This window comes from Lyngbya sp. CCY1209 (genome assembly GCF_055795065.1).
The window spans coordinates 1-14,997 of record NZ_JAYFER010000495.1; the positions used below are offsets into that span (position 1 = coordinate 1).

The following is a 14,997-nucleotide window of genomic DNA, read 5'->3' on the forward strand; positions in this document are numbered from 1 at the left end:
GTGCTACGTGGGATTAATGTAGCACAGGCATCTTGCCTGTTTTCACAAGCTAGAAGCTTGTGCTACGTGGGATTAATTTTGAATCTGATTGACGTATCCCCACAGACTGTAATCCCGACTCAGCCAGCCGTGGAAAAACGCCATCTGGCTGGAATTTTCCTGAACCCGTTTGTAACGGTAAAGGATGCGTTCATTGACAATTTGCAGGGCGGTATATTTGTTATTTCCCCGCTGCAACGCCGCCCGAGTGGTGGCATCGAAAACGCCCGTTTGGGGCAGTCCCAAGGCCTGCTGGAGGAACGTGATGGAATTGTTAATCCCGAAGTTGACCGCCGTATCGAACATGACGATCGCCAACGCGGGATGCATCGCCGCCGCGCCGCTGCCGTCCCAATAGCTATCGTAAATTTCCAACATTTCCGCCTCGGACATTTGGGTAACATCCAGGGGCGGCAAACCTCTTCTGGCGCGATAGGCGTTGTATTCTGTCTGCAAAATTCCCCGATAAGTGCGACCGCCGATATCAGCCGGGTGATCGCTGAAACCCCCTTCAAAATAGAGAGTAAAGGCGAGGGCCGCATCGAACAACCGCTGTTCGTAGTCGCCCGCGGCGCGGGTTCGAGCCAAACTTTGGTGGCTGACGAGGGGGATGCCGACGGCGAGGGCCAATCCCAGACCGCCTGCGATTAGGCGAGACTTGAGATTGAGTTTTTTCAACGGGTTGGGTGTCAAGTTTTGCCAGTTCATCGGTGTATGCAATTCAAGGTAGGGTTTGGGGTTTTGGGAAGAATTGATCATTGGCAATTGATAATTGACAATTCAATTTCTTTGCTCTCGACTTCCGCCACCCCGGATGTTTTCAGGGTAAAAACGAGCGGGCGCGATCGATGCACACAAAACTAGACAACAGGATAGCAGGCGGGGAGCGATCTGCCTAGGTATTGGGTTCTGGAAATTGTCGCCCGACTTCGGAACCTTTTCCCGACTCCCTAATACCGACTCCCTAATACCGTTCCCGATCGCCTTCCGAACCCACCGCATCGGCGATCGCATCGAGTCCCCGTTCCTGCAATTTCTGCAACAACCCCTCCAAAATCCGGCGCACCATCCCAGGTCCCTCGTAGACCCATCCGGTGTACACTTGAACCAAGCTGGCGCCGGCTGTAATTTTTTCCCAGGCGTCCTCGGCGGTGAAAATACCCCCCACCCCGATGATGGGGATTTCGCCCCCGGTGTGTTGCCACAGGTAGCGGATCACCTCCGTCGATCGCTCCCGCAACGGTGCACCGCTGATCCCCCCCGCTTCTTCCGCGATCGGTTTTCCCGTTTGAGTCAGCCATTGGGTTTTGAGCATATCCCGGCGGATGGTGGTATTGGTGGCGATAATTCCGGCCAAACGGTGCGTTTTCGCCAGATCGACAATTTCCGCGATCGCCTCCCACTCCAGATCCGGGGCGATTTTCACCAGCAGGGGTTTTCCCTCAGTATTGGCATTTTGCAACACCCCCAGAATTTTGTCCAATTCCGTCGCCGCCTGAAGCGATCGCAACCCCGGCGTGTTGGGGGACGAGACATTCACCACGAAATAGTCTCCGCAGTCCCGCAACAGTTGGAAACTGCCTAAATAATCATCCGCCGCCCCCTCCAAAGGGGTGATCTTAGATTTGCCCAAATTGATGCCGACGGGAATTTTCGGGGACACCGAAGAAGGTTGGCTATTTTGCAGGCGGGTGGCGAGGGTTGCCGCCCCCTGATTGTTAAACCCCATGCGGTTGAGAACCGCCCGATCGTCCAAAAGTCGGAACAGTCGGGGGCGGGGATTTCCCGGTTGGGGGTGCAGCGTCACGGTTCCCAGTTCGGTAAATCCGAAGCCAAAACTCCCCCACAAACCCGCCGCCATGCCGTCCTTGTCGAACCCCGCCGCCAGCCCCACGGGGTTGGGAAAATCCAGGCCCCAGAGTTTCTGTTCCAGACGGCGATCGCTCAGAGAAAACCCCGGTTGCAATAGGGTTTCCAGCCGGGACACCGGAAGCCGGGATTTGTTGAGATCCAGCCAGTGCAGCAGTTGCATGGTTTGGTGGTGTGCCCATTCCGGATCGACCTTCAGTCCCCGGAACAAAATCGGTTTGAGCAGCGATCGATACAGATCCAATTTCCAGCCCTCAAATTGAACAACCCTTGACCCGCTAAAATTAAGGTATCCGAAATTTAAAATTAATAAAATCCGCTATAAAAATCCAGGTCGCCGTCCTGAAATTTCACTCGACTTGTGCCGTGCAGGTTTTCATCGTTTACCGGGTCACTTCATGGATTGCCAGCAACAGCCAACCGCGTCCGACGATCGCATCATCGCCCTCGCTCGAATCCTTCAAACCCTGCGAGAAGAAGAGAACGTCGATGTTTTACTCCAAACTACCTTATCCCATCTGCGATCGCAGTTCAACTACAACTTGATTTGGATCGGGCTCTACGACCGCCTCGAACATCAGTTGGTGGGCAAAGGGGGCGTCACCCCCACGGGGGAAACGGATCTCCTCCAACAGCGATTTTCCCTGTCTCCGGGGGATCTTTTGGAGCAGGTTGTCATCCAACTCCGCCACGTCGTCGTCCCCAGCTTGCAGTCCGAAACTCGGGGGGGAGAATGGCGGAGTATCGCCGCCCGGTTCGACATCGAAGGAACCCTCCTCTACCCCCTCCGCCACCGCGATCGCTGTTTCGGGGTCGTGCTGCTGGGATCGACATCCTGGGGCATTTCCCCGGGTGACGACGAGACGAGCCATTTATCCATCGTTTTGGGGACCCTGGCCACCTCGCTGTGCCAACTCGAAACCCGCTGGCAACAGCAACAACTCAAACGCCTGGACGAACCCCTGTTCAAACTCCTGTCGCGGCTCTCTCAACCCCTCACCCCCGATCGCGCCCTGGAAGCCGTGGTGGAGGAAATCCAGCGGTTCATCGAACCGAGCCGCACCAGCGTCTACTGGTACGCCAAGGAAGGGCGGTATTTTTGGCTGCGAGCCCGGACCCAGCAGAAATTATCCGTCGGCGGCAACCACCACGCCTCCTCCGGCATCACCGTCCAGGATCTGGGGGATTTTTACGGCGCCCTCAAAGCCAACCGCCTCGTCTCCATCGGGGAGGCCTACAGTTCCCTGAGCGCCGATACCACGGGGATATTGATGGAGAAAATCCGCGCCCGATCGCTCCTAGCTGCCCCCATCGGCTCGGGGGACGACCTGCTGGGCTTCGTGGCCGTGGAGGGGCAGCAAGCCCGGATCTGGCAGGAGTCCGAAAAGTTGGGGTTGCAGGCGATCGCACAATTATTATCCCTCACCGCCCCGGTTTGGGAGCGATCGGAGAAAATCCAGCAAATCGAATTCGACCGCGCCCTCGCCTGCGGGTCGATCCGGGCGATCGCGAATTCGGCCGAGGGGGATGCCATCTTTCAGGATATCGGCGATCGCTTGAGTCGGCGCCTGGGGGGGACGCGGGTGTTGCTGCTGCAAGGTGAACCCTCGGCGGGGTTCGAGGCGATTTACCAAACCGAACCGAGCCCCGAAAAGCGCCCCGTCGCACCCTTATCCGCGCCTTTGAGTCCCCTGTCGGAGGCCGAGTGGGAAACCCTGCACTTGGAAGGGGTGCTGGCGGTGGAAAATTGGGCTGAGGAGCGGATTTTGGCGGCTTGGCGGAAACCCCTGTGGGAGGGCGGGGCGCGATCGCTGTTGGTGGCCCACGGACACCTGTCCCGGCCCGACACCCACTGTTTGCTGGTCATCTGCCACGACAGTCCCCGCAGTTGGGACAGCCTGGAACGGGATCTGGTGCGGCACGTCGGACGGCAACTCACCGCCGTCGTCCAACAGTGGCACTTGCATCAAGAATTGCACCGATGCCAACAGGTTCAAGATGCGATCGCCCGCAGTTGGGATGCCCTGCACGACACCCAAGACATCCAATCCGCCACCGGGGGCCTTTTACAAGCGATCGCCGAGTTTTTGGAGAGTCCCCGGGTGTATCTGGTCGCCCGGTCGGAAGCGCCGGAAACCGCCACAATTGCAGCCGTTTGGACGGCCGATGGCGAACCCGTCCCCGCCGGCGTCAATATCCCGGTCGCCGCCGATCCCCTGATTCAAAGCGGCCTGTCGTCAGGCGAAATAATATGTGTAGACGCCTCCCGCCTGTCCCCGGAAACCAAAAATTGGCTTCCCGGAACTGTCGATCGCCAAATGGGCGCGATCGCATTACCCACAGCCCCCCAACACCTCACCCAGACGCTATTGTTGGCGATCGATCCCCGACATCATCCCGACGAAACGGACGGTTTGCAACCCCTGCTGACGCAACTCGCCTGGTCCTGCCGCTACCTGCAACTCGGCCGGCAGTTGGAAACCCGACAGCAAAGCTTGGCCTGCCTGAACTGGTACAAACACCGCCGCCTGGATTGGCTGTGCCGCACCGTCGGATCGGGGATCAAACAACTCCAGGAACTCGACAACTCCCCTCTCAACTCTCAGGAGGGACACAAACAGCAACTCGCCCACCTCCGCCAACAACAACTGCTGCGGCAGATCGGCAACGCCCTCGCCACCACCGCCTCGGCTATCAAACAGGAACAGTGGCAACTCCGCTACACCCGGGAACCGGTCCCCATCGCCAGTTTACTGCGACACATCCGCAGTCGCATCGACCCGGTACTCAGAAAGCGGGGGTTGATACTGCCCATCCGCCGGGACTGGCAGGGGACGATCGCGGGCGATCGCATCAAACTCGAATTGGCGATCGGAGAGTTGCTACAGTTAGTGTGTTACGGATCGCGAGAAGGAGACTCCATCCAAATCGCCGTTTCCCCCCCCGATCGCCGGGTCGCGGTCGTCACCGTCGAACCCGCCTCCCCCCTCGACCCCCGCCGGTTCGACGAATCAGTCCCCGACTGGCTGGAAATGCCCCCCCTGGCGCGATCGCCCGCCCGACACTGGCTCATCTGCCGCCGAATCGTCGAACAAATGGGCGGTCAACTCCAACTCAAATCCGACACCATCCATTTGATTCTGCCTTTGGCCGATTAGGTGGAGGGGCAGGGGGGCAGGGGGGCGGAGGAGGCGGAGGAGGCAGAGGAGGCAGAGGGGGCGGAGGGGGCGGAGGGGGCGGAGGGGGCGGAGGAGGCGGAGGAGGCAGAGGAGGCAGAGGAGGCAGAGGAGGCAGAGGAGGCAGAGGCGACATCTTATATCAGATTCGTACAACCTCCCCAATCATCTGAATATGATTTTTGCTATTAGCTTGGGAATTGATTCCCAAGCGGTGCAGATGTTCTACCCGTTTCTGCACTTCCCCCGCTTCCCCCGCTCCCTCCGCTTACCGAAGCTTCCTCCGCCCCCCCCGCTCCCCACACCCCACCGAGCACACCCCACACCCCATTCCCCTATGCTCATTTCTCTGCGAATTGACAATTTTGCCCTGATCGACCACCTGGATCTCGAATTCGGTCCCGGATTGAACGTGTTTACGGGGGAAACCGGGGCGGGTAAGTCCATCATCTTGGATGCCGTCGATGCCGTTTTGGGGGGGCGGGTCGATCGCCGCAGCATCCGCAGCGGGGCGGATCGGGCGATTTTGGAAGCCGCCTTCGAGGTGAATCCGGCCCTGATGGACTGGTTCGCAGAACAGGAAATCGATCTCGTCGATGGGTCCCTGGTGGTCTGTTCCCGGGAATTGACCGTCAACCAAGATAAATTTCGCAGCCGATCGCGCTTGAATGGTATTTTAGTCAGCCGTGGGACCGTCGATCGCCTCCGCGATCGCTTCGTCGAAATTACCGCCCAGGGCCAAACCGTGCAGTTGGGGGAACCCACCTTGCAGCGGGAGTGGTTGGATTTGTACGGGGGAGCCCCTACAATTGCCCTACGACAACAGGTAACACTCGCCCACGCCAAAGCCCGAAACGCCGCGATCGCCCTGGAAAAGCGGCAGCAGGGGGAACAGCAGCGGCTGCAGCGGCTGGATTTACTGCAATATCAAATTCAGGAACTCGAAACCGCCGAGCTCGCCGATGCGGACGAGTTGGAACACCTCCAGCAAGAGCACCAACGCCTCAACCACATCGTCGAATTGCAGCAGCAAAGCTATCAAATTTATCAAGCCCTCTACCAACACGATCGCGGGGGAGAGGCCGCCGCCGACCTGCTCAGTCGCGCCGAAACCCTATTACAAGATATGGTGGAATACGATAGCGAACTCAAACCCATTCTGACAATGGTGGAGGATGCTTTAGCCCAGGTCACGGAAGCCGGACAGCAAATCGGCCGCTACGGAGAGCAACTCGAATCGGACCCGGACCGCTTGCAGGATGTCGAAGATCGGATTCATGACCTCAAACAGATCTGTCGCAAGTACGGCCCGACGCTGGCGGAGGTGATGGACTATTTTGATCGCATCCGGGCCGAATTGGCGGAACTCGAAGACGCGGATCAGTCCCTCGAAGGGCTGGAAAAAGCCTACTGCGAGGCCCAAACCCGCCTGGAAGAGGCCTGCCACCTCCTCACCGCCGAACGCCACGAAATCGCCCGCCGCCTGGAAATTCACCTCATCCGGGAGTTGAAACCGTTGGCGATGGAGAGCGTCCGGTTTAAGGTGGAGATTATCCCCACCGAACCCACGCCGACGGGAAGCGATCGCATCCAATTTTGTTTCAGTCCCAACCCGGGTGAACCCTTGAAACCCTTGAGCGACACGGCGTCCGGCGGGGAGATGAGCCGATTTCTGCTGGCCCTGAAGGCCTGTTTTTCCCAAATTGAGGGGTCGGGAACTCTGGTCTTTGATGAAATTGACGTGGGGGTGTCGGGGCGGGTGGCCACTGCGATCGCACAAAAATTGCACCAACTCAGCCACCGCCACCAGGTGCTCTGCGTCACCCACCAACCCCTGGTGGCGGCGATGGCTGATCACCACTTCCGGGTGGCTAAAACGGTGATCCCCTCCGATGAGAACGGCCAACCCGCCTCCGACAAGCGGACGGTGGTTCGGGTCGCGTCCCTGGATACGGGGGGACGGCGGGAGGAGTTGGCCCAACTGGCCAGCGGGCGATCGGTCCGGGAGGCGATCGCATTTGCGGAGTCCCTGCTGACCCAGGCGGATTCCCTGCGTCAAAATGGGGCGAAGGCTTTACAATCGTGAATGATATTTGATTTCCGTCCGCAGATGACGCAGATGACGCAGATTTCTGATTTACTATTTTTTAATTTCAGATGCGAATTTTAGTCACGATCCCCCATTTTTATAATCCCGAAGGCGACGGTAGCCACGCCTCCCTCAACAAAGATCCGCGACCGAGATTGATGGGGTTGAGCATGAGTTTGACCGCCCTGCGGGGACTCTACAGCGACAGTCAGTGCGTCATCGATATCGGCAAATGCGCCACGTTTCCGGTCAACCACTGCGGGGGTAATGCGGTGGATATCGTCATTTGTACCACCCAGAATTGTCACCTGTTGCAACAACTGCCCTTGCCCCCAGGTTTTTACCGCCACCACGCCACCGATGCCGAGCCGATGAAATTGGGGTTCGAGTGTCAGGACGTGTTGCGGAATGAGTTGGGGAAATACGATTATTATTGTTATTTGGAAGATGACTTAATTTTACACGACCCCTGGTTTTTTGTCAAGTTGAGGTGGTTTAATGCCCACGCGGGGAATGAAACTCTTTTGCAGCCGAACCGCTACGAAATTTCTCCCTACGGGAAAGTCAACAAAGCCTACATCGACGGCAATTTACTGCCCCACGTCACCGCCAAGTTTCAAAACGTGCGCGATCGCCCCCAGTTGACCGGGAAAGTCATGGAACAGCCACTCCAGTTTCGGCGCACCCTCAACCCCCACGCGGGCTGTTATTTTCTCAATGCAGAACAGATGAAATATTGGGCCGAACAGCCCTATTTTTTAGACCGCGACAGCAGTTTTATCGGACCGTTGGAAAGTGCGGCAACGTTGGGGATTATGAAAACCTTTAAAATTTACAAACCGGCGGACGAGTACGCCAACTTTTTGGAAATTCAACATTTCGGTTCCAACTTCTTGAGCTTGATTGGCAAGCAGGTCAAATTGTCCGGAGAAGAATCCTAGAGAGCGATCGCGGCTCAACTCATATCAGATCCGATTATTGAGTCGCACCAACTTCCCAATCATCTTCAGATGATTTGATCGGGTAGGGGCCCCTGGCTTGCGCCCTCTGGAATTGATTCCCAAGCGGTGTGGAGATCCAACCCGTTTTGTTCCGGGCAATCAACCGGATTTTAGATCACTATTTTTCCAATTGCCGATAGGCTTGAATGGCAAAGAAGAAGAACCCCAGCGTCCCCAGGAGGGTCAGCACCGGCTCGATCAGGCTCGGTTTGAAAATTTCGTCCATCGGTCGATCGCCCCATAACGCGACAAGATTGATCTAACGCGACCCGAAACGTGTTTCCTGAGAAGCCAAATCGAATCGCTCCCGCATTGTACCAAAATCCGCAGGGAAAGTCTCTCGATCGCGGGGGGTGTCGCCATCCATCCCCACCCGGCAGACGAGTGAGGAATTCCGGAGAGATTCGGTTAAAGTGAAAAATATCAATGCTTGAACTCAATCGGTCCATACGCAACTTATGTCAGCCCAATCTTTCAATCAATCCTTTTCCGAAATTGATGTCAGAACCCTCGCCTCCTGCCTGCAAGCCTCTCCGGAGGCGGTGCAACTGATCGATGTCCGCGAACCTCAAGAGTTGGCGATCGCGAGGGTGGATGGATTTCTCAACTATCCGTTGAGCGAATACCAGCAGTGGGCCGAACCCATTTTGACCGACCTCGACCCCCACAAGGAAACCCTGGTGATGTGCCACCACGGACGGCGATCGGCCCAAATGTGTATGTGGCTCGTCGAACAGGGATTCACCGACGTCAAAAATATCGCGGGTGGCATTGACGCCTACGCCAAAGCGGTCGATCCGAGCGTCCCGCTTTATTAATCGGGAGTCGGGAGTCGGTATTAGGGAGTCGGGAGAATTGAAAGCCCCGAGGTTCCCCCAAGCAAGTTGACGCACGAGCGCTCATTGCCATAATTGACCGCGATCGAAAAAGAGTCCGCGTCTGCGGACTCTCCTAGTTCTGGGGGTCGGCTCGGGGGGCGATACGGAGCAGAAAGCTGTCGAGTTCGATCTGTTGCGCCATCGCCGCGGAGAAACCTGACCTAGTTTGTGACTGAAAGTTCGTCTACCAGTTTGACCCGTCCCCGCAGGGTGGAGCGCAGCAGGCGATCGATGGCCCGACGCTCTTCTTCGTCGAGGGACTCATCGAGGATCGCGGCCATGAGGCCGTAGCGGTCGGCGAGGGTCAGAGATTTGGTTTCGCAGACGGAAACTGTGATTTCGTTGATGGCACCGGGAAGGAGTTTGACTGGAAACATTGGCGGGGTTTGAACTCGACACTTTAATCATCGCCCGTTTTCCCGAGTTCATGGGTGATTCACCTTCTGAGGCTCCGTGACAATCCGAGGCACTTTGAGTGAGTCAACTGACGGGTCAACTGCGATCGCCGTCACATCTTAACCCAATTTTTAGATTTAGGGAAGCCAGAACCCCCATGCATGGAGGGTTTGACCCCCCCGGGGGGGCATCTCGGAGACGGGGGGAGCATTTCTCGGATAAAATAGCCAAAATTGTGAGGCGATCGCATCCATCCCAGTCATGCAGCTCTTGACACGGTTTTCGCGGAAATTTTGGGTCGGGATGACGGCGATTTTTTTGCTGTCGCTATCGCTGAGATTTTGGGATCTCGATCGCTTCAATACCCTCGTTTTCGACGAGGTGTATTTCGCCAAGTTCGCCCACAACTATCTCACCCGCACCCCCTTTTTTAATTCCCACCCCCCCCTGAGTCAATATCTGATCGCGATCGCCCTCCAAATCGGCTCTATTTTTAATTGGGGAAGCGATGCTGTCCACGATGCGGCGGGTTATCCCCTCTCGCCCTGGAATTACCGCTGGATGAATGCGGCGATCGGTTCGACGATTCCGGTGCTGGTGGGCGCGATCGCCTACCAACTGACCCGCCGCTCCAGTTTCGCTTTCATCGCCGCCGGTTTCATGGCGTTGGACGGTTTATTTTTGGTGGAATCCCGCTACGCCCTCAACAATATTTATATCATATTTTTCGGCTTATTGGCTCAACTTTTATTTTTAATTTCATTGAGTTGCAAAAATCAGCATCGCCCGGTTTGGCTGATTCTCGCCGGGGTTTGTTTCGGGGCATCCGTCGCCGTCAAGTGGAACGGGTTGGGATTTTTATTGGGGATTTATTTATTATTGATTGTGGCAGGGTTGATGAAATGGCGATCGCCCGCTTTTTCCTCCCCCCTGGAACGGCTGACGGAATTGAAACCGATCCACATTATCCTGAACTTGGCGATCGTTCCATTTTTAACCTACACCCTACTTTGGATTCCCCACCTCCGACAAAATCCCAAATATAACCTGTGGGAATTGCACCAAAAAATTCTCACCTTCCACCAAAATTTGGGGGGTGATACGGACATTCATCCCTACTGTTCCCAATGGCACACCTGGCCCGGGACGATCCGGCCGATGGTCTATTTTTTTGAACGGGTAAACAGCCCCGAAAATATCCCCCCGTCGCTCAATAATATTTCGATTCCGGAATTCCCGATAATTTACGACGTGCACGGCATGGGAAATCCCGTTTTGTGGTGGTTTTCAATATTGGCAATTGCCGGATTTGTCGGGGTCGCCTTGAGCGATCTTGTTTCGCGCGATCGCATTCTCCCGAAGCCGGAATATTGGGTCATCCTGTACGCGATCGCCAACTGGGGCGCCAATTTTCTCCCCTGGGCGATGGTGAGTCGCTGCCTGTTCATCTATCATTATATGGGGGCGGTGGTGTTTGCGATCATGGCGGCGGCTTGGTGGTGCGATCGCTGGCTGCACAGCCGCCAACCCGACCGAAAAATCATGGGAATGACCGCGATCGTTCTGGTGGTGATGGCGTTTCTCTACTGGCTTCCCATCTATCTCGGTTTACCCCTTTCCCCGGAAGAATGGAAGCTGCGAATGTGGTTGAATTCATGGATTTAGGGTTTGTCATCGAGTCTAGTAGTGGACTGTTTCATCTTAAATGAGGCGATCCGATCTGAATCCACAGGCAAGATGCCCGATGCTCCGTTTTGAATTTTGCCTCATTTGAGCCGAAACGGTCTACTACTAGACTACAGGAAAAACCGATCAATTCTCCGTGTTCTCTGTGCCTCTGTGGTGAAATTTTATGAATTTTTAAATCTGAAAATTAGACTCTAATCCTCTTGAGAGGATTTTCGCTGTTAGCTTGGGAATTGATTCCCAAGCGGGTTTCTTCTATCGTTCTAGTATAACTCCGATTTTAATAAGATGCCAATGAGGATGGAAAACAAATCTTCAAGATCGGCGGGGACTCGGTACAAGTTCAGGTCTTGTTCGATTTGTTTTTGGCGGCGATCGAACCGGGAAAATTGCCAAATATCGCCCGTCGAGACGGCACCGTACAATGGGTTTTCGCCTTCATCAATCCAGCGATCGAGGGCGATCAGTTCCACCGCAAGCTGGGTCAGTCCCCGCGCCAGATCCGCATTTTTTGCCTCGATAATCAGCAGACGATTTTCCGAACGAAGGTAATAGTCGAGGGAGCCTTTAAGCTGCTCGGAAACATTGATAGAATATTCGATCCTGAGCTGGGCTTGGGTGTAGTCGATCAACTCCAGAACCACCGGAGCAATGAGGATTTCTCGCCGCGCCGCTTCGCTGGTGAGGCTGACAAAAGGGAGGCGGCGGCGAAGGTTCTGTTTGAGGTTGGCGATGGGGATGGCGTTGGATTCCAGATCCGCTTTGGGGAGGGTGAGGGTGTCGCGGCGGAGCGAGACTCCGAATTCGGCCAGAATGTCTTCCGGCTCGTAGATCATCTCAAAATAGCTGCGAAATGTGTAGGATTTTCCGGTTTGGAGGATGTTGGGTTTCGCCATTTTGGATTTTGGGGTGAAGCCTGGATTTACCCATAATCTAATTCAGGTTGGGCGACTCCTGTGGCAAAATGTTTAAGAACCACCAATCTGGCCACACTGTCCACGATCTGCCATGACTGCAACCATTCCGACCCTGGCGACCCAGTACGACCCCTTTTCCACCGAAGCCAAATGGCAGAAATATTGGGAAGAAAAGCAGGTTTTCAAGGCTGACCCGGCGAATCCGGGCGAACCCTACACCATCATGATCCCGCCGCCGAACGTGACGGGAAGCCTGCACATGGGCCACGCCTTCAACAACTCCCTCATCGACGCCCTGATCCGCTATCATCGGATGCGGGGCTACAACGCCCTCTACCTGCCCGGAACCGACCACGCCAGCATCGCCGTGCAGACCATTTTGGAACGGCAACTGCGGGAAGAGGGAAAAAACCGCTACGATCTGGGGCGGGATAAATTCCTGGAACGGGCTTGGGAGTGGAAGGAACAGTCCGGCGATCGCATCGTCAACCAACTGCGACGGTTGGGCGTCTCCTGTGACTGGACCCGGGAACGCTTCACCCTGGATGAAGGACTCTCCAAAGCCGTGCTCGAAGCCTTCGTCCGCCTCTACGAAGATGGGTTGATTTACCGGGGCGAATATCTGGTCAACTGGTGCCCCGCCAGCGAGTCGGCGGTGTCGGATTTGGAGGTGGAAAATAAGGAAGTCAACGGACATTTGTGGCACTTCCGCTATCCCCTCAGCGACGGCAGCGGCTTCGTGGAGGTGGCGACGACCCGCCCGGAAACGATGTTGGGCGATACGGGAGTCGCGGTCAACCCGAAGGACGATCGCTACAAAGATTTGATCGGCAAAACCCTCACCCTGCCGATTATGAACCGGGAAATTCCGATTGTCGCCGATGAGTTGGTCGATCCGGAATTCGGAACCGGATGCGTGAAGGTGACGCCCGCCCACGACCCCAACGATTTCGAGATGGGGAAACGGCACGATTTGCCGATGATTAATATTATGAATAAAGACGGCTCCATGAATGAGAATGCGGGGCCGTTTGAGGGGCAGGATCGCTTCGTCGCCCGCAAAAATGTGGTGAAGCGGTTGGAAGAAGATGGGGTTTTGGTGAAGGTGGAGGATTACAGCCACTCTGTTCCTTATAGCGATCGCGGAAAAGTTCCCGTCGAACCGCTATTATCAACTCAGTGGTTCGTGAAAATTCGCCCCCTGGCCGATCGCGCCTTGGATGCTTTAGATAATCACAATAGCCCCGCTTTTGTACCCCAACGGTGGACGAAAGTTTATCGCGATTGGCTGGTGAGGTTGGAGGATTGGTGCATTTCCCGACAACTGTGGTGGGGACATCAGATTCCCGCCTGGTATGCGGTGAGTGAAACCGGGGGAGAAATAACCGATTCCACGCCCTTTGTTGTCGCCCGGACCGAAGCCGAAGCGAAAAAACAGGCGATCGCAAAATTCGGCGAAACCGTGGAACTCCGCCAAGATCCCGACGTACTCGACACCTGGTTTTCTTCCGGATTGTGGCCGTTTTCGACTCTGGGATGGCCGGAAAATACCCCCGATTTACAAACCTATTATCCCACAAATACCCTCTCCACCGGCTTCGACATCATCTTTTTCTGGGTCGCCAGGATGACGATGATGGCGGGATATTTTACCGACCAAATGCCCTTCCAAACCGTCTACATCCACGGGTTGATCCTGGATGAAAATGGCAAAAAGATGTCCAAATCAGCAGGAAACGGCATCGATCCGTTATTGCTGATCGACAAATACGGAACCGACGCCCTCCGCTATACCCTGATGCGAGAAGTGATCGGCGCCGGACAGGATATCCGCCTAGAATACGATCGCGAAAAAGACGAATCCCCCTCGGTGGAAGCCTCCCGCAACTTTACGAATAAGTTGTGGAATGCCGCCCGGTTCGTGTTGATGAATTTGAAGGGACACACCCCCGCCCAGTTGGGGGCGCCGGACATCATTCAGCTAGAATTGAGCGATCGCTGGATTTTGTCCCGCTTCAACCAAACCGTCAAGCAAACCTGCGATTACATGGAAGCCTACGGCATGGGAGAAGCCGCCAAGGGGCTCTACGAGTTCATCTGGGGCGACTTCTGCGACTGGTACATCGAACTCGCCAAATCCCGCCTGCAGGGGGACGATGGGGCCTCCCGGCGAGTCGCCCAACAGGTGTTAGCCCACGTTTTGGAGGGGATTTTGAAGCTATTACATCCCTTCATGCCGCACATTACTGAAGAAATTTGGCACACCCTCACCCAAACCGGCGAGGAGGATTGTCTGGCGGTTCAAGCCTATCCAAAAGTGGAGGAAGATGCGATCGATCCCCAACTGGAAACGAATTTCGACCTGATCATCGGCGCCATCCGCACCCTGCGAAACCTTCGCGCCGATGCGGACATCAAACCGAAGGTCAAAGTTACGGCAATTTTACAAAGCGAAAATGCCACGGAACGGGATATTTTAGAAGGGGGAGAAACCTACCTAAAAGACCTCGCAGGCGTGGAAAATTTGCTAATTGCCGAGGCTTTGAAAGGCGATGAAGGTCAAAGTATTGCCGGTGTGGTGGGCACGGTGCAAGCCCTGATTCCCCTAGCCGGCGTAGTGGATTTGGAAGCCCTGAAAAAGCGCACGGAGAAAAAACTGGCGAAAATCCAGAAGGAAATCGACAGTTACAACAAGCGGTTGAGTAACCGCAACTTCGTGGAAAAAGCCGATCCCGCCGTGGTTCAGGGTGCGCGGGATGCCCTCGCAGAAGCCGAAAAACAGGCAGAAATCCTGCGAAATCGTCTGAGCGGTTTCTAATTGTAAACAAGTCGAAGGGCGCAAACCTTGCGCCCCTACCCATCCCCCAATTAAATCTGTGTCATCTGCGTAATCTGCGGAAGATCCAACACCCCGAATTTTGGCAACCTGAGACGGTTGCCCCCACA

The 14,997-nt window shown here is 55.6% G+C and carries 11 protein-coding genes; 7 read left to right on the forward strand and 4 right to left on the reverse strand.

Annotated features, from left to right (window positions below; translation table 11 throughout):
* Positions 1-72: 72 nt before the first annotated feature.
* Together AC0QHF_RS15490 and AC0QHF_RS15495 are read right to left on the reverse strand one after the other, a co-directional pair.
* Positions 73-747: a glycoside hydrolase family 108 protein gene (locus AC0QHF_RS15490; protein ID WP_324705151.1), complete on the reverse strand. Its 675-nt coding sequence runs from the start codon at positions 745-747 to the stop codon at positions 73-75.
* Positions 748-1,003: 256 nt separating this feature from the next.
* Positions 1,004-2,152 carry a quinone-dependent dihydroorotate dehydrogenase gene (locus AC0QHF_RS15495; protein WP_324705127.1) on the reverse strand — a complete coding sequence of 383 codons (1,149 nt, stop codon included), beginning with the start codon at positions 2,150-2,152 and terminating at the stop codon, positions 1,004-1,006.
* A gap of 154 nt (positions 2,153-2,306) precedes the next feature.
* On the opposite strand from AC0QHF_RS15495, the gene AC0QHF_RS15500 reads away from it, so the two are divergent.
* The 5 genes from AC0QHF_RS15500 to AC0QHF_RS15520 all read left to right on the forward strand — a co-directional run bounded on the left by AC0QHF_RS15500 (position 2,307) and on the right by AC0QHF_RS15520 (position 8,992).
* A complete protein-coding gene (locus AC0QHF_RS15500; protein WP_324705128.1) occupies positions 2,307-5,066 on the forward strand; it encodes a sensor histidine kinase in 2,760 nt (919 codons plus the stop codon).
* Entirely contained in the window at positions 5,067-5,276 is a 210-nt protein-coding gene (locus AC0QHF_RS15505; RefSeq protein ID WP_324705129.1) for a hypothetical protein, read from the forward strand. It abuts the gene before it with no gap.
* Between the two features lie 145 nt (positions 5,277-5,421).
* Positions 5,422-7,170: a DNA repair protein RecN gene (gene recN, locus AC0QHF_RS15510; protein WP_324705130.1), complete on the forward strand. Its 1,749-nt coding sequence runs from the start codon at positions 5,422-5,424 to the stop codon at positions 7,168-7,170.
* A gap of 71 nt (positions 7,171-7,241) precedes the next feature.
* The gene (locus AC0QHF_RS15515) at positions 7,242-8,114 is read left to right on the forward strand and encodes a calcium-binding protein (RefSeq protein ID WP_324705131.1); all 873 of its coding nucleotides are present in this window, start codon (positions 7,242-7,244) and stop codon (positions 8,112-8,114) included.
* A 518-nt stretch (positions 8,115-8,632) separates the two neighbouring features.
* Positions 8,633-8,992 (forward strand): rhodanese-like domain-containing protein, encoded by a 360-nt coding sequence (locus AC0QHF_RS15520; protein ID WP_324705132.1) that lies wholly within the window; start codon positions 8,633-8,635, stop codon positions 8,990-8,992.
* Positions 8,993-9,213: 221 nt separating this feature from the next.
* Here AC0QHF_RS15520 and AC0QHF_RS15525 read toward each other — a convergent pair whose 3' ends face one another.
* The gene (locus AC0QHF_RS15525; RefSeq protein ID WP_324705133.1) at positions 9,214-9,429 is read right to left on the reverse strand and encodes a hypothetical protein; all 216 of its coding nucleotides are present in this window, start codon (positions 9,427-9,429) and stop codon (positions 9,214-9,216) included.
* A 280-nt stretch (positions 9,430-9,709) separates the two neighbouring features.
* Here AC0QHF_RS15525 and AC0QHF_RS15530 point away from each other — a divergent pair, with 280 nt between their 5' ends.
* The gene (locus AC0QHF_RS15530; protein WP_324705134.1) at positions 9,710-11,113 is read left to right on the forward strand and encodes a dolichyl-phosphate-mannose--protein mannosyltransferase; all 1,404 of its coding nucleotides are present in this window, start codon (positions 9,710-9,712) and stop codon (positions 11,111-11,113) included.
* Positions 11,114-11,397: 284 nt separating this feature from the next.
* On the opposite strand, the gene AC0QHF_RS15535 is transcribed toward AC0QHF_RS15530, so the two are convergent.
* Positions 11,398-12,030 (reverse strand): hypothetical protein, encoded by a 633-nt coding sequence (locus tag AC0QHF_RS15535; RefSeq protein ID WP_324705135.1) that lies wholly within the window; start codon positions 12,028-12,030, stop codon positions 11,398-11,400.
* Between the two features lie 112 nt (positions 12,031-12,142).
* Here AC0QHF_RS15535 and AC0QHF_RS15540 point away from each other — a divergent pair, with 112 nt between their 5' ends.
* Positions 12,143-14,869 carry a valine--tRNA ligase gene (locus AC0QHF_RS15540; RefSeq protein ID WP_324705136.1) on the forward strand — a complete coding sequence of 909 codons (2,727 nt, stop codon included), beginning with the start codon at positions 12,143-12,145 and terminating at the stop codon, positions 14,867-14,869.
* Positions 14,870-14,997: the final 128 nt, after the last annotated feature.

What these genes read in the sequence shown, in the direction of transcription:
- AC0QHF_RS15490 (WP_324705151.1), bottom strand. Translation starts at nt 747, where the DNA reads ATGAACTGGCAAAACTTGACACCCAACCCGTTGAAAAAACTCAATCTC.
- AC0QHF_RS15500 (WP_324705128.1), top strand. Translation starts at nt 2,307, where the DNA reads ATGGATTGCCAGCAACAGCCAACCGCGTCCGACGATCGCATCATCGCC.
- recN (WP_324705130.1), top strand. Translation starts at nt 5,422, where the DNA reads ATGCTCATTTCTCTGCGAATTGACAATTTTGCCCTGATCGACCACCTG.
- AC0QHF_RS15515 (WP_324705131.1), top strand. Translation starts at nt 7,242, where the DNA reads ATGCGAATTTTAGTCACGATCCCCCATTTTTATAATCCCGAAGGCGAC.
- AC0QHF_RS15520 (WP_324705132.1), top strand. Translation starts at nt 8,633, where the DNA reads ATGTCAGCCCAATCTTTCAATCAATCCTTTTCCGAAATTGATGTCAGA.
- AC0QHF_RS15525 (WP_324705133.1), bottom strand. Translation starts at nt 9,429, where the DNA reads ATGTTTCCAGTCAAACTCCTTCCCGGTGCCATCAACGAAATCACAGTT.
- AC0QHF_RS15530 (WP_324705134.1), top strand. Translation starts at nt 9,710, where the DNA reads ATGCAGCTCTTGACACGGTTTTCGCGGAAATTTTGGGTCGGGATGACG.
- AC0QHF_RS15535 (WP_324705135.1), bottom strand. Translation starts at nt 12,030, where the DNA reads ATGGCGAAACCCAACATCCTCCAAACCGGAAAATCCTACACATTTCGC.
- AC0QHF_RS15540 (WP_324705136.1), top strand. Translation starts at nt 12,143, where the DNA reads ATGACTGCAACCATTCCGACCCTGGCGACCCAGTACGACCCCTTTTCC.